Genomic DNA, 21,279 nt, shown 5'->3' with positions numbered 1-21,279 from the left:
GAGGAGCGTCTTTTTATGCCTCAAACGACGAGGCTATGATCAATCAATGGCGGCGGGGCTCAAGCAATCCGCTTCGCCAGTTCCACGGCCATGCCGATATACGAACCCGGCGTCATCGCCAGCAAACGATCTTTCGCGTCCTGCGGAATCGCCAGACCGCTGACGAATGTTTGCAGCGCCTCACGCGTAATGCCCTTGCCGCGCGTCAGTTCCTTCAACTGCTCGTACGGATTGTCGATGCCGTACACGCGCATCACCGTTTGCACCGGCTCCGCCAGCACTTCCCAGCAATTGTCGAGGTCTTCGTTCAGACGTTGCGCGTTCACTTCGAGCTTGTCGAGACCGCGGATCAGCGAGTCGTACGCGAGCAGCGAGTAACCGAACGCGACGCCGATATTGCGCAGCACCGTCGAGTCGGTCAGGTCGCGCTGCCAGCGCGACACCGGCAGCTTGTCGGAGAGGTGGCGCAGCGTAGCGTTCGCCAGGCCCAGGTTGCCTTCCGAGTTTTCGAAATCGATCGGGTTGACCTTATGCGGCATCGTCGACGAACCGATTTCGCCGGCCTTCGTGCGTTGCTTGAAGTAACCGACCGAGATGTAGCCCCACACGTCGCGGTCCAGATCCAGCAGGATCGTGTTCGCGCGCGACACCGCGTCGAACAGTTCGGCCATGTAGTCGTGCGGCTCGATCTGGATCGTGTACGGATTGAACGTGAGCTTCAGGCGCTGTTCGACCACTTCGCGCGAGAACGCTTCCCAGTCGAACTCCGGATACGCCGACAGATGCGCGTTGAAGTTGCCGACCGCGCCGTTCATCTTGCCGAGCAGTTCGACCTTCGCGATACGGTCGATCGCACGTTCCAGACGCGCGGCGACGTTCGCCATTTCCTTGCCGAGCGTGGTCGGGCTGGCCGGCTGGCCGTGCGTGCGCGACAGCATGGGCTGTTCAGCGTGCGCGTGCGCCAGCGCGACGAGGCGCTGATGCACCGAGCGCAGCGCCGGCAGGATCACGTGTTCGCGGGCGCCGGCCAGCATCAGGCCGTGCGACGTGTTGTTGATGTCTTCAGACGTACATGCGAAGTGGATGAACTCGCTCGCGCGTTCCAGTTCTTCCTGACCCTTGACCGATTCCTTCAGCCAGTATTCAACAGCCTTCACGTCGTGATTTGTCACGCGCTCGATGTCTTTGATGCGCGCGGCGTCGTGCGCGGTGAAGCGCTCGGCCAGTTGCAGCAGGAACTGTTCGGACGCTTCGGAAAAGCGCGGCACTTCGGCGAAACCGGCGCGCGACAACGCGATCAGCCAGTGGATTTCAACCGTGACGCGATTGCGCATGAAAGCGGCTTCCGAGAGCCATTCGCGCAGGGCTTCGGTTTTCGACGCGTAACGACCGTCGAGCGGGGAGAGCGCGTTCAGCGCGAAGAGGGTGTCGGGGCGGGTGTCGGACATGATGGGGGCCGGGTCGAAGCGTTGAGCGCTCAGGGAGCGGATCGGGAACGGAGGGAACCGCGAATTTTACCACTGTGCGAAGGCGACCCTCAGCCGCACCCACTAGAATGCTGACTTCTTCCCACTTGCCGGCAGCAGACCTCGCATGGAACTGAAATGGCTCGAAGACTTCGTTTCGCTCGCGGAAACGCGTAGTTTCAGCCGCTCGGCCGAATTGCGCCACGTCACGCAGCCGGCTTTCTCGCGACGGATTCAGGCGCTCGAAGCGTGGCTCGGCACCGAACTGATCGACCGTTCGGTTTACCCGACGCGGCTGACGGCCGCCGGTCAGGTGTTCAACGAGCAGGCGCTCGCGATGCTGTCGCAGTTCCACGAAGCCCGTGCGCTGCTGCGCGGTCACACGGCGACGCCGCAGGCGACCATCGAATTCGCGGTGCCGCACACGCTGTCGCTGACGTACTTTCCGCGCTGGCTGCAGCGCATCGAAGCGCAGATGGGTCCGATCCACACCCGGCTGCGGGCGCTGAACGTGCACGATGCGGCGCTGGCGCTGGTGGAAGGCGGCTGCGATCTGATGATGGGTTATCACCATCCGAGCCACCCGGTCGCGCTCGACCCGGGCCGCTACGACATGCTGACGCTCGGCAACGAGCCGATCAGCCCGTTCTCCGCACCGGGCCGCGTCGGCCGGCCGCGCTACACGCTGCCGGGCACGCCCGAGATGCCCGCGCCGTACCTCTCCTATACGCCGAACGCGTACCTGGGCCGCATGACCGAGGTGATTCTCGCCAACGCGCCGGAGCGTCTGCATCTGGACCGACTCTATGAAACCGACATGGCCGAAGGACTCAAGGCGATGGCGCTGGCCGGCCACGGCATCGCGTTCCTGCCGCACAGCGCGGTGGAAGACGCGGTCGCCGACGGCAAACTGATCCGCCTCGATCGCGCGACGCGCGGCACGCCCGAGGGGCAGCTCACGCTGAGCATGGAGATTCGCCTGTATCGCGACAAGCTCGCGGCGAAGAGCGACGACGCGCGGCAGATTCTCGTGCGACAACTGTGGGACGTCGTCGCCGAAGAGCTGACGCAGCGTAGCGCCTGAGCTCCCGCGGTCCTGCCTCCACGCGACGCGAATTTGCGGCTTCTTGAGCGTTATGCACAAAAAACATAACGGGATAATGAAACGGCATTGGATTTCAAATCGGCGTTTTTCCACAATGCTGCTATTCGATCAACGCCGGAGCGTTCATGTCTTCCCAGCAACAAATCGCACAATCCGCATCAACGTTGCAGTCGGTTCCCTCCTACCTGAATAAAGACGACCTCGGCCCGTGGGGCAACTACCTGCGCCAGGTCGACCGCGTCGCGCCGTACCTCGGCTCCCTGTCCCGCTGGCTCGAAACCCTGAAGCGCCCAAAGCGCATTCTGATCGTCGACGTGCCTATCGAACTCGATAACGGCACGGTCGCGCATTTCGAAGGCTATCGCGTGCAGCACAACGTGTCGCGCGGTCCGGGCAAGGGCGGCGTGCGTTATCACCAGGACGTGACGCTGTCGGAAGTGATGGCCTTGTCGGCATGGATGTCGGTGAAGAACGCTGCGGTGAACGTGCCGTACGGCGGCGCGAAGGGCGGTATCCGCGTCGACCCGCGTACGCTGTCGCGTGGTGAGCTGGAGCGCATGACGCGCCGCTATACCAGCGAAATCGGCATCATCATCGGACCGAATACCGACATTCCCGCGCCGGACGTGAACACGAACGAGCAGATCATGGCGTGGATGATGGACACGTACTCGATGAACCAGGGCCAAACGGCCACGGGCGTCGTGACCGGCAAGCCGATCATCCTCGGCGGTTCGCTGGGCCGTCGTGAAGCGACGGGCCGCGGCGTGTTCGTGGTCGCTAGCGAAGCGGCACGCCGCATCGGCGTCGATATCGAAGGCGCGCGGATTGCGGTGCAGGGCTTCGGCAACGTCGGCGGGATCGCCGCGCGTCTGTTCCAGGAAGCGGGTTCGAAGCTGGTCGCGGTGCAGGATCACACCGGCTCGCTGTACAAGTCGACCGGTATCGACGCAGTTGCCTTGCTCGATCACGTCGCTAAGACGGGCGGCGTGGGCGGTTTCCCGGAAGCGGACGCCGTCACGAACGAAGAATTCTGGAACGTCGAATCGGACATTCTGATTCCGGCTGCGCTGGAAAACCAGATCAACGAGAAGAATGCGGCCAAGATCAAGACGAAGATCGTCGTGGAAGGCGCCAACGGCCCGACCACCACGGCTGCGGACGACATCCTGCACGATCGCGGCATTCTCGTGATTCCGGACGTGGTGGCCAACGCCGGCGGCGTGACCGTGTCGTACTTCGAATGGGTGCAGGATTTCTCGAGCTTCTTCTGGACGGAAGACGAGATCAACCAGCGTCTGGAACGCGTGATGCGCGAAGCCTTCGCCGCGGTATGGCAAGTGTCGAGCGAGCAGAAGGTGTCGGTGCGGACCGCGGCGTTTATCGTCGCGTGTAAGCGGATTCTGGAAGCGCGCGAACTGCGCGGCCTGTATCCCTGATCGTTCTGCGTGAAACGGCGGACTTGCGTACTCGCGGGTCCGCTGGACGTTTCAGCTTCAGTTTCAGCGTCAAATCGTTAGCTTCAACGCGGTCCACAAGACGGCGTGTTTGACCCGGCGGGCGGCATCGTATCGATGCCGCCCGCCTTTGCATGTCCGGCAGCGGCGTAACGCCGCTGCCGCAAACGCCGCGAAACCGTAGCGGCGTAGGCACAACACCATGGTTTATCGCCATACTTTCAAAATAATTACTTTGCTAAACTGGCGCCGGTTCTTGCCAAGGAGATCACCACATGAAGGTTAAAAAAGCTGCGCTGCTGCTCGCGACTCTCGGACTGTTTACCGTTGGCGCGCATGCGCAAGACGCGGGTACGCTGAAAAAGATCAAGGACACGGGCGTCATTTCGCTGGGTCACCGCGAATCGTCGATCCCGTTCTCGTATTACGACGACAAGCAGAACGTCATCGGCTACTCGCAGGAATTCGCGCTGAAGGTGGTGGAAGCCGTCAAGCAGAAGCTGAACATGCCGAACCTGAAGGTGAAGCTCACGCCGGTCACGTCGCAAAACCGTATTCCGCTGGTGCAGAACGGCACCGTCGACATGGAATGCGGCTCGACCACCAACAATGCTGAACGTCAACAACAGGCCGCGTTCTCGAACACGATCTTCGTGATCGGCACGCGTCTGATGACCAAGAAAGACTCCGGCATCAAGGACTGGGCCGACCTGAAGGGCAAGACGGTCGTGACGACCGCCGGCACCACCTCCGAGCGCCTGCTTCGCAAGATGAATCAGGACAAGAGCATGGGCATGAACATCATCAGCGCGAAAGACCATGGCGAGTCGTTCCTGACGCTCTCCACCGGCCGTGCCGCTGCCTTCATGATGGACGACGCATTGCTTGCGGGCGAACGCGCCAAGTCGAACACCCCGACCGACTTCGTGATCGTCGGCACGCCGCAATCGCACGAAGCGTACGGCTGCATGATTCGCAAGAACGATCCTGAATTCAAGAAGGTCGTGGACGACGCGATCGCGAAGGTCGAAACCTCGGGCGAAGCCGATGCGATCTACAAGAAGTGGTTCGAATCGCCGATTCCGCCGAAGGGCCTGAACCTGAACTTCCCGGAAAGCGATGACATGAAGGCGCTCTTCAAGAGCCCGAATGACAAGGCAATCGATTAAACCTTAGCTGTTTTTTTGAAACGCTGAACGGAACGGAAGGGGCCACGCGCTTCTTCCGTTTCTTTTTGCTGGAGTCTTGGTCATGTCATATCACTGGAACTGGGGCATTCTGCTGAGTCCGGTCTCCACCGGCGAGCCGACCACCTACCTGGGCTGGCTGCTGTCCGGCTTCTGGGTGACGATTACCGTGTCGCTGTCGGCATGGGTGATCGCGCTGATCGTCGGATCGTTTTTTGGCGTGCTGCGTACGGTGCCGAACAAATGGGCGTCGGGCGCCGGCACGGTTTACGTCGCGGTTTTCCGCAATATCCCACTGATCGTGCAGTTCTTCATCTGGTATCTGGTGATACCGGAGTTGCTGCCCGTATCCATCGGCAACTGGTTCAAGCAACTGCCGCCGGGCGCGCAGTTCTTCTCGTCGTCGATTCTGTGTCTCGGGCTGTTCACCGCCGCGCGTGTTTGCGAGCAGGTGCGCTCGGGCATCAACGCGTTGCCGAAGGGGCAGCGCGCCGCGGGTCTGGCCATGGGCTTCACGCAATGGCAGACCTATCGCTACGTGCTGCTGCCGGTCGCGTACCGCATCATCGTGCCGCCGCTCACGTCGGAGTTTCTGAACATCTTCAAGAACTCGGCGGTTGCTTCGACGATCGGTCTGCTGGATCTGTCCGCGCAGGCGCGTCAGCTGGTCGATTACACGTCGCAAACGTATGAGTCGTTTATCGCGGTCACGCTGGCCTATGTGCTGATCAATCTGGTCGTGATGCAACTGATGCGCTGGGTCGAAGCCAGAACCCGGTTGCCTGGCTATATCGGAGGCAAGTAATGCACCATTTCGACTGGAGCGGTATTCCGGGCGCACTGCCTACGCTGTGGACCGGCGCGATTGTCACTTTCCAGATCACGTTGATCGCGATCGTGTTCGGTATCATCTGGGGCACTATTCTCGCGATGTTGCGGTTGTCGTCGTTCAAGCCTTTCGTGTGGTTCGCGAAGGCTTATGTGACGATCTTCCGTTCCATTCCGCTGGTGATGGTGCTGCTGTGGTTCTTCCTGATCGTGCCGCAAGTGCTGCAGAACGTGCTCGGGTTGTCGCCGGATATCGACATTCGCCTTGCGTCGGCCATGGTCGCGTTCTCGCTGTTCGAGGCGGCCTATTACTCGGAGATCATCCGCGCCGGCATTCAGGCGGTGCCGCGCGGGCAGGTCAACGCGTCGTTCGCGCTCGGCATGAACTATTGGCAGGCCATGCGTCTCGTGGTGCTGCCGCAGGCTTTCCGCGCCATGGTGCCGCTGCTGCTCACGCAAGGTATCGTGCTGTTTCAGGATACGTCGCTCGTCTACGTGATCAGCCTCGCCGACTTCTTCCGCACCGCCACCAATATTGGCGACCGTGACGGTACGAATATCGAAATGGTACTGTTCGCGGGCGCATGTTACTTCGTGGTCTGTGTGATCGCGTCGAGCCTCGTCAAAGGTCTTCAGAAAAAGGTCGCAAGATGATCTCAATCAAGAATGTTTCGAAGTGGTACGGTCAATTCCAGGTGCTAACCGACTGCACGACGGAAGTCAAAAAAGGTGAAGTGGTGGTGGTGTGCGGACCGTCGGGTTCGGGCAAGTCCACGCTGATCAAGACCGTCAACGGCCTCGAGCCGTTCCAGAAGGGCGAGATCATCATCAACGGCCAATCGCTGACGGATAAGAAAACCAATCTGTCGAAACTGCGTTCGAAGGTCGGCATGGTGTTCCAGCATTTCGAGCTGTTTCCGCATCTATCGATCGTGCAGAACCTGACGCTCGCGCAGGTGAAGGTGCTTGGCCGTTCGAAAGACGAAGCGAACGCGAAGGGCCTGAAGCTGCTCGATCGCGTGGGCTTGCGCGCGCATGCGGATAAGTTTCCGGGGCAGTTGTCGGGCGGTCAGCAGCAGCGGGTGGCCATTGCGCGCGCGTTGTCGATGGATCCGATCGCCATGCTGTTCGACGAGCCGACCTCGGCGCTCGATCCGGAAATGATCAACGAAGTGCTCGACGTGATGGTCGAACTCGCGCAGGAAGGCATGACCATGATGTGCGTCACGCACGAAATGGGCTTCGCGAAGAAGGTCGCGCACCGCGTGATTTTCATGGACCAGGGTTTGATCGTCGAAGACGACCGCAAGGAAGACTTCTTCGCGAATCCGAAGTCGGATCGTGCGAAGGATTTTCTGGCGAAGATTCTGCACTGAGTTGCAGACGGGCCGCGCGGGTTGGATCGCGCGCGGCTTCGTTGGCTGGAATCAGAAACAGAAAAGCCGCTCCTGGGAGCGGCTTTTCTGTTTCTACGTCTATTCGGTGCTTAGCGATCAGGACTCGAACGCGGCCGTATCGTCCGCGGCTTCGAGATCGAGTTCGGCCAGGGCCGGCTCGTTCGCATCGTCGGTCGCGGCAATCGTCGTGGCCGATGCCGATGCATCCAGCGCCGGGTTCCGCAACTTCTCAAGCACCGAAGCCGGCACCGGCACGTTGACGCGGCCGATCACTTCGCCGTGCTGGAACATCATCAGATCGCCCGGTTTGAACGCGGTCCAGACTTCGTTGTCGGTCAGCGGCTTGGTCGCGATTACCGCGACGCGGTCTTCCGGCGTTGTGTATTTAGCGAAGTCGATCGACACGTCCGCGTCGACCAGATGAGCGGTGGAAAACGGCCAGCGCCGCACGATGTAGTGCAGATGCGTCGAGCAATGCGAGAACAGCGCCTGACCGTTCGACATCAGGAAATTGAACACGCCGAACTGCGTGATTTCGCGCGTGAGGGTTTCGAGCGCGGCGAACAGTTCGTCGAGCGGTGGCTGTTGCGCGCCGGGAAAGGCCTTACGCAAACCTTCGAGCAGGGCGCAGAAGGCGAGTTCGCTGTCGGTCGTCCCGACCGGTTGATACACGCCCGACAACACCGGCGAATAGTCTTTCAGATCGCCGTTATGCGCGAAGATCCAGTGACGCCCCCACAATTCGCGCATGAACGGGTGGCAGTTTTCGAGCAGGATATGCCCTTGCGTCGCCTTGCGAATGTGCGCGATGGTGTTCTTCGATTTGATCGGATAGCGCTTGACCATCTCGGCGATCGGCGAGGTGGCCGACGATTGGTGGTCGATGAACAAACGGCACGCTTTATCTTCGAAGAAGGCGATGCCCCAGCCGTCGGCATGGTGATCGGTGACGCCGCCGCGGGCCGCAAAGCCGGTGAACGAGAACGTGACGTCCGTCGGCGCGGCGCAGTTCATTCCGAGAAGTTGGCACATGTTGCGGGTAAGCCTGTGAACGGGGCGAGCCGTTACAATGATGATTTTCCAAGCATATCACCGAGCCAGAAGCGCCAAATAGCAAAATTGACGTGGGTTTGTGCCGCAAATGACGGTTTGACCGCATCAATTGGCTTTTTTCGCTGAGCCTCGTCCCCACTCGCCATGACCGCATCCAACGCTTCCATCGACTCCATCACGCTCGCCCGCCCGGACGACTGGCACCTGCATGTTCGCGACGGCGCCATGATGGCCGCCGTTCTGCCGGACACCGCGCGCCAGTTCGGCCGCGCGATCATCATGCCGAATCTGAAGCCGCCGGTGACCACCACGGCCATGGCTGCGGCGTACCGCGAGCGGATCGTCGCCGCGATTCCGGAAGGCGCGAAGTTCGAACCGCTGATGACGTTGTATCTCACCGACAACACTCCGCCCGACGAAATCCGCCGCGCGCGCGAAAGCGGTTTCGTGCATGGCGTGAAGCTGTATCCGGCGGGCGCGACGACCAACTCGGACGCGGGCGTCACCGACGTCATGAAGTGCGCCAAGACGCTTGAAGTCATGCAGGAAGTCGGCATGCCGCTGCTGGTGCATGGCGAAGTGACGGATGCGTCGATCGATCTGTTCGACCGCGAGAAGGTGTTCATCGACCGTGTGATGACGCCGCTGCGCGCCGCGTTTCCGGCGCTGAAGGTGGTGTTCGAGCACATCACCACGAAAGACGCGGTCGACTATATCCGCGAAGCCGGCGTGGCGCCGGGGCTGCTGGGCGCGACGATCACCGCGCACCATCTGCTGTACAACCGCAACGCGATCTTCCTGGGCGGCATTCGTCCGCATTACTACTGCTTGCCGGTGCTGAAGCGCGAAACGCATCGCGTGGCGCTGGTCGAGGCGGCGACGTCGGGCAATTCGCGTTTCTTCCTCGGCACCGATAGCGCGCCGCATCCGAAGGGCTTGAAGGAACACGCGTGCGGCTGCGCGGGTTGCTATACGGCGCTGCACGCGCTCGAGCTTTATACGGAAGCGTTCGACAACGCCGGCGCGCTAGATAAGCTCGAAGGCTTTGCGAGCTTCTTCGGTGCGGACTTCTACGGCCTGCCGCGCAGCACTGAGCAGGTCACGCTGCGTCGCGAGGAGTGGACGCTGCCGGCGGAGTTGCCGGTCGGCGATACGCCGGTGGTGCCGCTGCGTGGCGGCGAGTCGATTGGTTGGCGCCTGGTCTGAGCTTGCCGGCGTTGAGTTCCATGCAGGTGAGCGAGGTTCAGCGCGCGGGCTTCGCCGGGATCGACTGGTCGATGCCGTGGTTCGCGCAGTTTGCCGGGCGCGGCGAGCGTTGGCAGCAGGCCGCGCTAACGAGCTACGCGGCATTGCTTGCTGAAATGAACGCCGACGCCGCCGTGATGGGGCAAACCACGGGGCGCGGCGAGCGCCTCGCGTTCATCGCGCAAGACGATCTGCCGCCCGGCGCGTCATACGAGGCGCATATCTCGGCGACGGGCTGCGTGCCGACGCGCCACAATCTGCACGACTTCTTCAACGCGTCGATGTGGTTTGCGTTTCCGCGGATCAAGGCGGCGCTGAACGCGCGGCAGTCGGCGGCCATCGACGTGTTGGGCGTCGGTCCAACCCGCGGCGGCGTGCGCGATACGCTGACTTTGTTCGATGAAAACGCGTTGCTGTTTGCATGTGCCGATCCGGTGTTGAGCAACGCGCTGCGAGGTTTCGACTGGCAGACGCTGCTGGTCGCCCGGCGTGACGCGTGGGGCGCTAGCTGCGAAGTGCGCTGCTTCGGTCATGCGTTGCTGGAAAAACTGATCGCGCCGTTCAAGGCCTGCACGGGGCACGCGTGGATCGTCGACGTGCCGCCCGAGTATTTCGATTGGGACGTCATAGAGCGAAACGCCTGGCTGGACGCATCAGTCGGCACGGCGCTGCTGAACACCGAAGCGTTGACGAGCCGTATGTTCGCGCCGCTCCCTGTGCTGGGCATTCCGGGCTGGTGGCCTGAAAACGAAGCGCCCGCGTTCTACGACGACGCTTCAGTATTTCGTTCCGGACGACGAATTCGTTAAATCCAAATGCGTGGTGTGGCGTGGTAACGGACGTCGAAAATGTCCGGCGACGCCGCGAAAGCGCGCCCGTGTGGCCTTGTCCACCCGGCTATTTCAACCGCCGATGCGGAGCATCAGCCCCACAGGTGTTAAAATCCCGCCCAGCAAAGTAGGCTAGGCAGTCGCGGCCTCTGCGGCTTCGGCCAAAGAGGGCGAGGAAAGTCCGGACTCCACAGGGCAGGGTGATGGCTAACGGCCATCCGTGGTGACACGCGGAACAGGGCAACAGAAAGCAAACCGCCGATGGCCCGGCGCAAGCCGGGATCAGGTAAGGGTGAAACGGTGCGGTAAGAGCGCACCGCGGCTGCTGCAAGGCAGACCGGCACGGTAACCTCCACCCGGAGCAATTCCAAGTAGGCAGGCTAGCATCTTCGAGATGCAGGGCGGTGCCCCCGTCACGTCTGCGGGTAGGAAGCTTGAGCGCGTCAGTAATGGCGCGCCTAGAGGAATGACTGCTACGCGCGCGGCGTTTTCGGACGTAGCGCGTGCACAGAATCCGGCTTATCGGCTTGCTTTGCCACCCAAACAAAAAATGCCGGCGTCCGTCAGGACGTCGGCATTTTCTTTTGCGGCGCGGGTTTTACCCGCTCGCCGATCCGGCGGTCAGCGCACGGTGCGGGTTTGCTCGTGCTGCACTTTTACGCCGCTGCGCCGAGTTCGCGCTCAGCCCGCGACGATGTCGAACGAGTGCGTCAGTTCAGCGGTCTTCGCGATCATGATCGACGCCGAGCAGTATTTATCGTGCGACAGATTGATTGCGCGTTCCACAGTGGCCGGGTTCAGGTTCTTGCCGGTCACCGTGAAGTGAAAATGAATCCTGGTGAAAACCTTTGGATCTTCGCTGGCGCGCTCGGCCTTCAGCGTCACTGAGCAGCCGGCGATTTCCTGGCGGCTTTTCTTCAGGATCATCACGACGTCGTACGCCGTGCAGCCGCCCGTGCCGAGCAGCACCATTTCCATCGGACGCGGCGCCAGATTGCGGCCGCCGCCCTCGGGCGCGCCGTCCATGGCCACCAGATGGCCGCTGCCCGTTTCGGCCGCGAACGCCATGCCGTCTTGCCCCATCCAGCTTACTTTGCATTCCATGCCGTGCTCCACCGCGCTGCGCAATATCGAGACGGCATTGTAGCCCGGGGTTTGCGGATTCGCCCGAGGCGACTTTGGCCGGGACTTATGCGTAATGACGGCTTGCGTGTTGCGCTGCCGCATGTTCAGCCGATTCGGGAATGCCCTGATCGTTTTAGGGGTTTTACTCTAGGCGACGTCTGTTCGAAACGAGGGGTGTGAGCGGTTAATCTATTGATTTATAAGGGAATTTTGAGATTTTTATTGTTGTGGCTCAATTGTCACACTGTGAAATCGCGTTTCACAATGCAAATGTTCTTGCGTCGCACAAGGGTGCCTCATATAATCGTTTCCATCGGTTGCAGCAGTTGCTCAACCTCCGCTGTCTCCTCCACCTCCTCCTTTGGTGGATTAAACCCGAACCGCTCGTTCGGGTTTTTTTTCGCCCGTGTTTTGCGCTCGGATGCCTGCCCCATCCTCGCGCCGTTTTGCTCGGATAGACGCCAAAGCGCATCAAATCACGCCGGTCTGGCCCGCAAATCGACGGATATTTCCGGCAAACTCCCGCACGTTTTGACTTGCGGAAGGAAATTCCATTATAATTCAAGGCTTTTCCGCATCCGCGCCCGCGGAGGAAGAACTAGGGAGAGCCTGCACGCGCCTCGATGCGCACACTACAAGCAGGAAAAAACACATTGGGCGCAGCATTTTTTTTGGATCGATCATGAAGACGTTTTCCGCAAAAGCCCATGAGGTTACGCGTGAATGGTACGTGATTGACGCGACGGATAAGGTTCTCGGGCGTGTCGCCAGCGAAGTGGCACTCCGTCTTCGCGGCAAGCACAAGCCTGAATTCACTCCGCACGTCGACACCGGTGATTTCATCATCGTTATCAACACGGGTAAGTTGAGAGTCACGGGCAACAAGGCTACTGACAAGAAGTACTATCGCCACTCGGGCTACCCGGGCGGTATTTATGAAACGACGTTCAGCAAGATGCAAGAACGCTTCCCGGGCCGTGCGCTCGAGAAAGCGGTCAAGGGCATGCTGCCGAAGGGTCCGCTCGGCTACGCGATGATCAAGAAGCTGAAGGTCTACGCTGAAGCAACGCATCCGCATTCGGCGCAACAGCCGAAAGCGCTCGAGATCTAAGGGGAGCCCACATGATCGGTAACTGGAATTACGGCACGGGCCGCCGCAAGAGCGCCGTCGCACGCGTCTTCATCAAGGCAGGCAAGGGCGACATCATTGTGAACGGCAAGCCTATCGCCGATTACTTTTCGCGCGAAACGTCGCTGATGATCGTGCGTCAGCCGCTGGAACTCACGAACCACGGCGTCACGTTCGACATCAAAGTTAACGTGAACGGTGGCGGTGAAACGGGTCAAGCCGGTGCGGTTCGCCACGGCATCACCCGCGCGCTGATGGACTACGACGCAACGCTGAAGCCGGAACTGTCGAAGGCTGGCTTCGTGACGCGTGACGCTCGTGAAGTCGAACGTAAGAAGGTCGGCTTCCACAAGGCACGTCGCCGGAAGCAATTCTCGAAGCGTTAATCGTTTCGAGTGCGAGCCGGCTCTCGGGCCGGTGCGCTGCAAAAGCCGCCAACGCTTTCGCGAAGGCGGCTTTTTTTATAGCTTCGCCGTTTGGTGGTTTCTTCGTTGGGTGGCTCCGCGGCTCCGTCGCGCCGTCTGGTCGCAGCAAGTTGGGCTGCCGCGCTGCGGCGCTTTGCGCGATTCGAACCGGGTGGCGACGCCAAGCCGCGCTCCCGCTCGATTCCTCGGGAAGAACCCATTGATTCTGTGGGGTTAAGCACGATATTGAGATCAGCCCTACAATAGCGGCTAGAAGCTTTTTGGAGAGTCCGAATGAACGCAGTCACCGAAACACCCGTGACCGAAATGCCCGCCCCCTTCGTTTTTACCGACGCAGCGGCTGACAAGGTCAAGCAACTGATCGAAGAAGAAGGCAATGCGGAGCTGAAATTGCGCGTGTTCGTGCAAGGCGGCGGCTGCTCGGGCTTTCAGTACGGTTTTACGTTCGACGAAGCCGTCAACGAAGACGACACCGTCATGAACAAGAGCGGCGTCCAGCTGCTGATCGATTCGATGAGCTACCAGTATCTGGTTGGCGCTGAGATCGACTACAAGGACGACATCAACGGCGCGCAGTTCGTCATCAAGAACCCGAACGCTTCGACCACCTGCGGTTGCGGCTCGTCGTTCTCGGTGTGATGGCTGCGGCCTGAGCGCGAGTTGTACGAATAAAAAACGGGGCCTCGGCCCCGTTTTTTATTGTCTGCGCCTAAGCATACGTGTGCGCTACACCGCCGCGTCGATTTGCGCGTACGCAATTCAGCGCGGGTAGATCGCGCCCAGCACGCGTTCTGCTGCCGCGCCGGTGACCGCCGGCAGGTTGCCCGGCAGCCGCGCCACGCAGCGCATGGCCAGCCACGCGAAGGCCAGCGGCTCGACCTGGCTCGGCGGGACGCCGAGCGCGTCGGTCGTCATCACCGGGACGCCGCTCACGCCGCTGTCCTCCAAGGCCTGCTGCAGCGCTTTCAGAATCTCAGGATTGCGCGCGCCGCCGCCACACACATAGACCGCCTTGGCATCCGATGCATGCCGTTCGATTTCACGCGCCACCGTCACCGCGGTCAGTGCGACGAGCGTAGCCTGCACATCGGCCGGGGCGAGCGAGGCGAACGGCTGGAGCTTCGCCTCGAGCCATTCGGGGTTGAACAGGTCACGCCCGGTACTTTTGGGCGGTTGCTGCGCGAAGAATGGCTCATCAAGCAGCGCATTCAGCAACGTGCGATCCACCTGGCCGCCGGCCGCGAAATGGCCGTTTTCGTCGAAAGGCTTGCCGAGATGGCGCTGCGCCCACTCGTCGAGCAGCGCGTTCGCCGGCCCGCAGTCGAAGCCGCGCACGCTACCCGTCGCGTTGAGAACCGTGATGTTGCTGATCCCGCCAAGATTGCAGACCACCCGGGTTTCGTTCTTCGCGCCGAACACCGTGGCGTGAAACGCCGGCACCAGCGGCGCGCCCTGGCCGCCGGCCGCGACGTCGCGGCTGCGGAAGTCGGCGATCACGTCGATATGCATCATTTCCGCGAGCAGCGCCGGGTTGTTGATCTGCCGCGTATAGCCCTTTTCCGGCCGATGCCGCACCGTCTGCCCGTGTACCCCGATCGCGCGCACTTCCGTGGCGGACACGCGGCTTTCGCGCAGCAGTTCGTGGCAGCACACCGTGTAGCGGGTGGCGAGCGCGTTGGCGGCCAGGGCTTCACGTTCGATCTCGTTGTCGCCGGGCTGCTGCAGCGCGAACAACGCGTCGCGCAGGCCCGCTGCGAAGCCGACGAACGCCTCGGCCAGCACCACGGGCGCCTTGCCTTCGGCAAATCTCACGGCCACGCCGTCCACACCGTCCATGCTCGTGCCGGACATCAATCCAAGGTAGACGCCGTCTGCGGTGTCTTGCGCCACGTTGCTGCTCCTGTCGAGGTTCGTTGCGATTGGTTGTAGCAGATTATCCCGCGAAGCGCGGTCGAATATAAAGCGCAGTGACGCCAACAGCCGGGCCCGCCGCGCGGAAAATGTGCATAAATCGCGCACCGCCGGGCCGCTTGCGACGGCGTCAGTGGGCGCGGCGGCGCGCATCTATGGGACAATCTCTTTTTTTTCGCGACTTCAAGTTTCCAGCATGAGCACCGAGTCCACCAAGCCTAACCCCGCTGCCGTCCTTCCGCTCACCGACGAAGTTCGTCACGCGCTCGCCGTCACCAAACGCGGTGTCGACGAACTGCTGATCGAAGACGAATTCGCGCAAAAGCTCGCGAAGAGCGCCGCGAGCGGCAAGCCGCTGCGCATCAAGCTCGGGCTCGATCCGACCGCGCCGGACATCCATATCGGCCATACGGTCGTGTTGAACAAGATGCGCCAGTTGCAGGATCTCGGCCACACGGTGATTTTCCTGATCGGCGATTTCACGTCGCTGATCGGCGATCCGTCGGGCCGCAACGCCACGCGTCCGCCGCTCACGCGCGAACAGATCGAATCGAACGCGAAGACGTATTTCGAGCAGGCCGCGCTGGTGCTCGATCGCGATAAGACCGAGATCCGCTACAACAGCGAATGGTCGATGCCGCTCGGCGCCGACGGCATGATCAAGCTCGCATCGCGTTACACGGTGGCGCGTATTCTCGAGCGCGAAGATTTCACCAAGCGCTTCCAGGGCGGCGTGCCGATCTCGATCCACGAGCTCCTGTACCCGCTGATGCAAGGCTACGACTCGGTCGCGCTGAACGCCGACCTCGAACTCGGCGGCACCGACCAGAAGTTCAACCTGCTGGTGGGCCGTGAGTTGCAGAAGCAGTACGGCCAGGAACAGCAGTGCATTTTGACCATGCCGTTGCTCGAAGGGCTCGACGGCGTCGAAAAGATGTCGAAGTCGAAGAACAACTACATCGGCATTAGCGAAAAGCCGACAGATATGTTCGGCAAGCTGATGAGCATTTCCGACGTGCTGATGTGGCGTTACTTCGAACTGCTGTCGTTCCGCCCGATAGACGAGATCGCCGGCTTCAGGAAAGAGATCGAAGCGGGCCGCAATCCGCGCGATTTCAAGGTGATGCTCGGTCAGGAGATCGTCGCGCGCTTCCACTCGCAAGCGGATGCCGAGCGTGCGCTCGAGGACTTCAACCATCGCGCGAAGGGCGGCGTGCCGGACGATATCCCGGCGGTGACGCTCGCGGGCGCGCCGCTCGCCATCGGCCAGTTGCTCAAGCAGGCGAACCTGGTGCCGTCGACCAGCGAAGCGCTGCGCAACATCGAGCAGGGCGGCGTGAAGATCGACGGCGCGACCGTGTCCGATAAGGGGCTGAAGGTCGACGCGGGCGAGTACACCGTGCAGGTCGGCAAGCGCCGTTTTGCACGCGTCACGCTGACGGCCTGATCGCGCTCGATCGGAATCACTCAGCAATGACACGAACGCTGCTGCAGCGCGAGTCAAACCCAAAGTCGGAGTCGCGCCGATGATCGCGCTGATCCAACGCGTGCGGCGCGCGGAAGTGCGCGTGGCCGACCGCGTGACCGGCGCGATCGAAGCGGGCTTGCTCGCGCTCGTGTGCGCCGAACGCGGCGACACCGAGGCGGCCGCCGACCGACTGCTCGCCAAGGTGCTCGGCTACCGCGTGTTTAGCGACGCGGCCGGCAAGATGAATCTCTCTGTGCAGAATCTGGACGGCGCCGGGCGCGCGGGCGGCTTGCTGCTCGTGTCGCAGTTCACGCTGGCTGCGGACACCAACAGCGGCCTGCGTCCCAGCTTTACGCCGGCCGCACCGCCGGACGAGGGCAAGCGCCTCTTCGATTATTTCGTTGCCGCCGCGCGTGGCAAGCATCCGATCGTCGAGACCGGCGAGTTCGGCGCCGACATGCAGGTGTCGCTCGTCAACGACGGCCCGGTCACGTTCTGGCTGCAGACCAACGCCTGATTTACCGGCAGTTTTTGTCCCTGGCAACACGGCGGCGCGTTTGCGTTCACCTCTCCCTCCAGCCGCTTTTTGCGACAATAGCGGTTCGGCATAACCGGCGAATGGCGCCCACTTTCATCCCATGACCACGCAGATTCTGTTCATCCGGCACGGCGAGACCGATTGGAACCGCATCAAGCGCATTCAAGGTCACATTGACATTCCACTGGCGACGACCGGTCTGGCCCAGGCGCAACGTCTCGCGCGTCGTATGGCCGACGAGGCGAAGCAGGGCGCGCGACTCGACGCGATCTATTCGAGCGACCTGCAGCGCGCGCAGCAAACCGCGCAGCCGATCGCCGACGCGCTCGGCCTGCCCCTGCAGCTTCGCGAAGGTCTGCGCGAGCGCTCGTACGGCGCGTTCCAGGGCCATGACAGCGACGAGATCGCGCTGCGTTTCCCCGACGAATATGCGCACTGGCAAACACGCGACGCCGGCTTCGCGCCGCCGGACGGCGAGTCGCAACGCACGCTTTACCACCGCGTATTGCATGCGATCGAACCGCTGGTCGCCGCGCATCCCGGTGGACGGATTGCGTGTGTCGCGCATGGCGGCGTGCTGGATTGCGTGCGCCGTTTCGCCTGCGATTTGCCGCTCGACGCGCCGCGCGATTACGCGTTGCTCAACACGAGTGTGAATGTGGTGGATTTCGACAGCGGCCGCGCGACGATCGTGTCGTGGGCGGACGTGTCGCATCTCGACGCGCCGAGTTCGGACGACACCTTCAAGAAGGTCCCGGAACCGGGACGTTAAGCGTCGGCGTGCAGCGAGAACTGCGCGCCGGGTTGATGCCCCAGCTCAGGTCGCAGCCGAATTCCAGATACCCGGCAACGCGCTCGACGAATCCGGCGCGGCCAACCCGAAATGCCGGTACGTGAGCATCGTCGCAACGCGGCCGCGCGGCGTGCGCTGCAGGAAACCTTGCTGGATCAGATACGGTTCGAGCACGTCTTCGATCGTGTCGCGCTCTTCACCGATAGCGGCCGCCAGATTGTCGACGCCAACCGGGCCGCCGTCGAACTTGTGCAGGATCGCTTCGAGCAGCTTACGGTCCATCAGGTCGAAGCCGACCGCGTCGACGTCGAGCATTTTCAGCGCGGCGTCGGCCACTTGCGCGGTGATGTTGCCGTCGGCTTTCACCTCGGCGAAATCACGCACGCGACGCAGCAGGCGGTTCGCGATCCGCGGCGTACCGCGTGCGCGCCTGGCGATTTCGATTGCGCCATCAGGATGAATCTGCGCGTTCAGCAGCGACGCCGAACGCGTGACGATGCGCGCCAATTCCTCGGCGTTATAAAACTCGAGCCGTGCGACGATCCCGAAACGGTCGCGCAGCGGATTGGTCAGCATGCCTGCACGGGTGGTCGCGCCGACCAGCGTGAACGGCTGCAGGTCCAGCTTCACGCTACGCGCGGCTGGCCCTTCGCCGATCATGATGTCGATCTGATAATCCTCCAACGCCGGGTACAGAATTTCTTCGACAACCGGCGAGAGCCGGTGGATTTCGTCGATGAACAGGACGTCGTTGGCTTCGAGATTGGTGAGCAGCGCGGCCAGATCGCCGGCGCGTTCGAGCACCGGACCGGACGTTTGCCGCAGATTGACGCCCATTTCCCGCGCGATGATGTGCGCGAGCGTGGTCTTGCCGAGGCCCGGCGGCCCGAAGATCAGCACGTGGTCGAGCGATTCGGAGCGGCGCTTGGCGGCCTCGATGAAGATTTCCAGCTGGCCGCGCACTTTTTCCTGCCCGACATATTCGTCGAGCTGGCGCGGACGCAACGCCCGCTCGAACGCTTCTTCGTTCGACGAGACGGGCGTGGGCGCGATGATGCGCTCGGCGGCAAGTTTGTCGGTTTCGATCATCTGGTCATTGTACCGCGCTGGCCTCGTGGCGAAACCCGGCCGAACGGCCAGGGTGCGCTAAGCCCATGGCCTGTGCGAAGCTGTACCGGTCGCATGCAAGGCCTAGGTCCGGAGCGCAGCGTCAGCCCTTGGACAACGCTTTCAGCGCGAGCTTGATGCCCTCGGAAACGCCGGTGCCGGCCGGCACGTTCTTGACGGCCGCCAACGCTTCTTTTTCGGAGTAACCCAAGGCGAGCAGTGCGTTCAGGATATCGGAGGCGTGGTCGGAGGCCGACGCCGCGCCCGCCATCGCGCCCAGGTCGGCGCCGAGCTTGCCCTTCAGTTCGAGCAGCAGGCGCTCGGCCGTTTTCTTGCCGATGCCCGGCACGCGTGTGAGGCGAGCCGCGTCCTGCATCGTTACGGTTTGCGCCAGTTCGTGCACGCTCATGCCGGACAGCACCGCGAGCGCCATGCGTGCGCCGATGCCGGAAATCTTCAGCAGTTCGCGGAACGTGGCGCGTTCGTCGGTGGTGCCGAAGCCGTACAGCAGATGCGCGTCTTCGCGCACGATCATCTGCGTGAGCAGCACGACGCGTTCGCCGGTCGAGGGCAGGTTGTAGAACGTGCTCATCGGCACGTCGACTTCATAGCCGACGCCGTTGCAGTCGACGAGCAGATGCGGCGGGTTTTTTTCCAGCAGAACGCCGGCAATGCGACCGATCATGGCGGATTCGATTTCGAGAGAAAGGGCGAGTGTAGCGTAGCGGGTGGGGCGCGCGCGATGCTGGCGGGTAATGGCGGTCGTAACCGAAAGGGCGGCCTCGAGTGCAACCGCATGGATAGCCGTAACCGCAGCGGCAAGGTCAGCCGCAACGGCGGTTGACCCGCGCGATCTGCCCCAATAGACTGAGATCCCTTTTGGCGGGTTCTCGCCCGATTCAACCAGAAGGAGCTTCCATGCTGAGTCTCACCACCCTCGCGCTGTTCGCTGGCGCGTGTCTCGCGCTCACCGCCACGCCCGGCCCCGACATGTTGCTGATCGCTTCACGCAGCGTGAGCCAGGGTCGCGCGGCCGGCTTTGCTTCGCTGGTGGGTATTCAAGCCGGCACTTACTGCCACGCGTTGGCAGCCGCGTTCGGTTTGTCGCAACTCTTTCTCGCGGTGCCAATGGCCTACGACATCGTGCGATTCACGGGTGCCGCGTATCTGTTGTACCTCGCGTGGAAGACCTTCCGCGCGCAAGGCACGATGCTGTCGCCGGATGCGACGATGAATCGTTATCCAATTGGCCGGATTTTCCGTCAGGGCCTGTTCACGAATCTTCTGAATCCGAAAATGGCGCTGTTCGTACTCGCGCTGTTTCCGCAATTCGTGCGGCCTGAAGCGGGGTCGGTCGCATTGCAGATCATGCTGCTTGCCACCGTGCTGAACCTGATCGGGCTGATGGTGAACGGCGCGGTGATTCTGACGGCGAGCAAGCTGAGCCGTAAGCTCTCGGCGGGGCGCCGGCCGTCGCGCGTGCCGCAGTATGTGTTGGGGACGGTGTTTGCTGGCTTGGCTTGCCGATTAGCGTTGGCCAGCCGGAATTGAGCGGACCTGGCGCGAAACCGGCCAGCAACTGTCTGCGCGCCTAGCCCACCAGCCGCCCGCGTCTCACGCGCAAGCCCTTCTTCGCGAGCGCCGGTGCAATACCGCCCAGCGTACTCAGCGTCGCACCGCTGTGCGCATGACAGATCGCCATGCCGAGCGCGTCGGCGGCGTCGGTGCCGGGCACGCCCGACAGGTTCAGCAGCCGCACCACCATCTGCTGCATCTGCTCTTTGGTCGCGCGGCCGTAGCCCACCACGGCCTGCTTCAATTGCAGCGCGGTGTATTCGGCCACCGGCACGCCGCCCGCGACCAGTCCGCAGATCGCCGCGCCGCGTGCCTGACCGAGCAGCAGCGTGGACTGCGGGTTGACGTTGACGAACACCTTTTCGATCGCCGACTGATCCGGCGAGTGCTGGCGAATCAGCGTCGAGATGCCTTCGAAAATGGTGCCCAGACGCGAGGGCAGATCGGCGTCGGCGGTTTTGATGACGCCGCTCGCAACGTAACTGAGCGTGTGGCCGCTTTGATCGATCACGCCGAAGCCGGTCACGCGCAAGCCGGGGTCGATGCCGAGAATTCTCATGAGGTGCCGCAAATGCCGTAAAAACCAGGTGCTTGCGATACTACAACACGCACACCGCGTGACGGCCGGCAGGCGTCGAGA

The 21,279-nt window shown here is 62.1% G+C and carries 23 protein-coding genes and 1 other RNA gene; 16 read left to right on the top strand and 8 right to left on the bottom strand.

The genetic code is table 11. The features are described from left to right. Window positions 1-59: 59 nt before the first annotated feature. Window positions 60-1,448 (bottom strand): adenylosuccinate lyase, encoded by a 1,389-nt coding sequence (gene purB / locus HWY05_RS15065; RefSeq protein WP_176058820.1) that lies wholly within the window; start codon window positions 1,446-1,448, stop codon window positions 60-62. Window positions 1,449-1,593: 145 nt separating this feature from the next. Between purB and HWY05_RS15060 the strand changes: the two genes are divergently transcribed. The 6 genes from HWY05_RS15060 to HWY05_RS15035 all read left to right on the top strand — a co-directional run bounded on the left by HWY05_RS15060 (window position 1,594) and on the right by HWY05_RS15035 (window position 7,419). Then, a complete protein-coding gene (locus HWY05_RS15060; protein ID WP_035548569.1) occupies window positions 1,594-2,550 on the top strand; it encodes a LysR family transcriptional regulator in 957 nt (318 codons plus the stop codon). Between the two features lie 146 nt (window positions 2,551-2,696). After that, window positions 2,697-4,010 carry a Glu/Leu/Phe/Val dehydrogenase gene (locus tag HWY05_RS15055; RefSeq protein WP_035548566.1) on the top strand — a complete coding sequence of 438 codons (1,314 nt, stop codon included), beginning with the start codon at window positions 2,697-2,699 and terminating at the stop codon, window positions 4,008-4,010. Window positions 4,011-4,303: 293 nt separating this feature from the next. Further along, entirely contained in the window at window positions 4,304-5,197 is an 894-nt protein-coding gene (locus tag HWY05_RS15050; RefSeq protein WP_035548563.1) for a glutamate/aspartate ABC transporter substrate-binding protein, read from the top strand. 82 nt (window positions 5,198-5,279) lie between these two features. After that, the gene (locus HWY05_RS15045; protein ID WP_035548560.1) at window positions 5,280-6,020 is read left to right on the top strand and encodes an amino acid ABC transporter permease; all 741 of its coding nucleotides are present in this window, start codon (window positions 5,280-5,282) and stop codon (window positions 6,018-6,020) included. Continuing rightward, the gene (gene gltK / locus HWY05_RS15040; protein ID WP_035548559.1) at window positions 6,020-6,697 is read left to right on the top strand and encodes a glutamate/aspartate ABC transporter permease GltK; all 678 of its coding nucleotides are present in this window, start codon (window positions 6,020-6,022) and stop codon (window positions 6,695-6,697) included. The genes HWY05_RS15045 and gltK overlap by 1 nt, the downstream gene beginning before the upstream one ends. Next, on the top strand, window positions 6,694-7,419 hold the full coding sequence (locus tag HWY05_RS15035; RefSeq protein ID WP_035548557.1) for an amino acid ABC transporter ATP-binding protein: 726 nt from the start codon (window positions 6,694-6,696) through the stop codon (window positions 7,417-7,419). Before gltK ends, HWY05_RS15035 begins: the two co-directional genes overlap by 4 nt. Window positions 7,420-7,536: 117 nt before the next feature. Here the strand turns inward: HWY05_RS15035 and HWY05_RS15030 are convergent, their stop codons facing one another. Together HWY05_RS15030 and HWY05_RS15025 are read right to left on the bottom strand one after the other, a co-directional pair. Continuing rightward, the gene (locus HWY05_RS15030) at window positions 7,537-8,472 is read right to left on the bottom strand and encodes a class II glutamine amidotransferase (protein ID WP_176058819.1); all 936 of its coding nucleotides are present in this window, start codon (window positions 8,470-8,472) and stop codon (window positions 7,537-7,539) included. Window positions 8,473-8,504: 32 nt separating this feature from the next. Further along, window positions 8,505-8,660, bottom strand: a complete 156-nt coding sequence (locus tag HWY05_RS15025; RefSeq protein ID WP_176058818.1) for a hypothetical protein — start codon at window positions 8,658-8,660, stop codon at window positions 8,505-8,507. Between HWY05_RS15025 and pyrC the strand changes: the two genes are divergently transcribed. From pyrC to rnpB, 3 genes are all read left to right on the top strand, one after another. Then, complete coding sequence (gene pyrC, locus HWY05_RS15020) at window positions 8,638-9,699, top strand: dihydroorotase (RefSeq protein WP_035548553.1); 1,062 nt, start codon at window positions 8,638-8,640, stop codon at window positions 9,697-9,699. The two genes, HWY05_RS15025 and pyrC, sit on opposite strands and share 23 nt — an antisense overlap. A 20-nt stretch (window positions 9,700-9,719) precedes the next feature. Beyond that, window positions 9,720-10,547: a DUF3025 domain-containing protein gene (locus tag HWY05_RS15015; RefSeq protein WP_176058871.1), complete on the top strand. Its 828-nt coding sequence runs from the start codon at window positions 9,720-9,722 to the stop codon at window positions 10,545-10,547. Window positions 10,548-10,692: 145 nt separating this feature from the next. Then, window positions 10,693-11,106: RNase P RNA component class A (gene rnpB / locus HWY05_RS15010), an RNA gene on the top strand. A gap of 143 nt (window positions 11,107-11,249) precedes the next feature. On the opposite strand, the gene HWY05_RS15005 is transcribed toward rnpB, so the two are convergent. Further along, window positions 11,250-11,672 (bottom strand): OsmC family protein, encoded by a 423-nt coding sequence (locus tag HWY05_RS15005; protein WP_035549512.1) that lies wholly within the window; start codon window positions 11,670-11,672, stop codon window positions 11,250-11,252. A 703-nt stretch (window positions 11,673-12,375) separates the two neighbouring features. Here HWY05_RS15005 and rplM point away from each other — a divergent pair. The 3 genes from rplM (at window position 12,376) to erpA (ending at window position 13,886) form a co-directional block, all read left to right on the top strand. Continuing rightward, entirely contained in the window at window positions 12,376-12,804 is a 429-nt protein-coding gene (gene rplM / locus HWY05_RS15000; RefSeq protein WP_035548548.1) for a 50S ribosomal protein L13, read from the top strand. 11 nt (window positions 12,805-12,815) lie between these two features. Beyond that, window positions 12,816-13,208: a 30S ribosomal protein S9 gene (gene rpsI / locus HWY05_RS14995; protein WP_035548545.1), complete on the top strand. Its 393-nt coding sequence runs from the start codon at window positions 12,816-12,818 to the stop codon at window positions 13,206-13,208. Window positions 13,209-13,520: 312 nt separating this feature from the next. Continuing rightward, window positions 13,521-13,886 (top strand): iron-sulfur cluster insertion protein ErpA, encoded by a 366-nt coding sequence (erpA, locus tag HWY05_RS14990; protein WP_035548542.1) that lies wholly within the window; start codon window positions 13,521-13,523, stop codon window positions 13,884-13,886. 120 nt (window positions 13,887-14,006) lie between these two features. Here the strand turns inward: erpA and HWY05_RS14985 are convergent, their stop codons facing one another. Continuing rightward, on the bottom strand, window positions 14,007-15,137 hold the full coding sequence (locus HWY05_RS14985; RefSeq protein WP_176058817.1) for an anhydro-N-acetylmuramic acid kinase: 1,131 nt from the start codon (window positions 15,135-15,137) through the stop codon (window positions 14,007-14,009). A 217-nt stretch (window positions 15,138-15,354) separates the two neighbouring features. On the opposite strand from HWY05_RS14985, the gene tyrS reads away from it, so the two are divergent. The 3 genes from tyrS (at window position 15,355) to HWY05_RS14970 (ending at window position 17,936) form a co-directional block, all read left to right on the top strand. Beyond that, a complete protein-coding gene (tyrS, locus tag HWY05_RS14980) occupies window positions 15,355-16,605 on the top strand; it encodes a tyrosine--tRNA ligase (RefSeq protein ID WP_176058816.1) in 1,251 nt (416 codons plus the stop codon). Between the two features lie 79 nt (window positions 16,606-16,684). Further along, entirely contained in the window at window positions 16,685-17,143 is a 459-nt protein-coding gene (dtd, locus tag HWY05_RS14975; protein ID WP_074765712.1) for a D-aminoacyl-tRNA deacylase, read from the top strand. 121 nt (window positions 17,144-17,264) lie between these two features. Next, a complete protein-coding gene (locus tag HWY05_RS14970; protein ID WP_035548534.1) occupies window positions 17,265-17,936 on the top strand; it encodes a histidine phosphatase family protein in 672 nt (223 codons plus the stop codon). Window positions 17,937-17,981: 45 nt separating this feature from the next. Here HWY05_RS14970 and ruvB read toward each other — a convergent pair whose 3' ends face one another. After that, window positions 17,982-19,046, bottom strand: coding sequence for a Holliday junction branch migration DNA helicase RuvB (ruvB, locus tag HWY05_RS14965; protein ID WP_035548532.1), 1,065 nt, complete (start codon window positions 19,044-19,046; stop codon window positions 17,982-17,984). 121 nt (window positions 19,047-19,167) lie between these two features. Then, window positions 19,168-19,749, bottom strand: a complete 582-nt coding sequence (ruvA, locus tag HWY05_RS14960) for a Holliday junction branch migration protein RuvA (protein ID WP_035548529.1) — start codon at window positions 19,747-19,749, stop codon at window positions 19,168-19,170. 233 nt (window positions 19,750-19,982) lie between these two features. On the opposite strand from ruvA, the gene HWY05_RS14955 reads away from it, so the two are divergent. After that, window positions 19,983-20,615, top strand: a complete 633-nt coding sequence (locus HWY05_RS14955) for a LysE family translocator (protein WP_035548527.1) — start codon at window positions 19,983-19,985, stop codon at window positions 20,613-20,615. A gap of 40 nt (window positions 20,616-20,655) precedes the next feature. Here HWY05_RS14955 and ruvC read toward each other — a convergent pair whose 3' ends face one another. After that, on the bottom strand, window positions 20,656-21,198 hold the full coding sequence (gene ruvC, locus HWY05_RS14950; RefSeq protein WP_176058815.1) for a crossover junction endodeoxyribonuclease RuvC: 543 nt from the start codon (window positions 21,196-21,198) through the stop codon (window positions 20,656-20,658). Between the last annotated feature and the right edge of the window lie 81 nt (window positions 21,199-21,279).

Source organism: Paraburkholderia sp. BCC1876, from assembly GCF_902833695.1.
Lineage (GTDB): Bacteria > Pseudomonadota > Gammaproteobacteria > Burkholderiales > Burkholderiaceae > Paraburkholderia.
The sequence above is the reverse complement of the archived record's forward strand: the minus strand, read 5'-3'. Positions and strand labels throughout refer to the sequence as shown.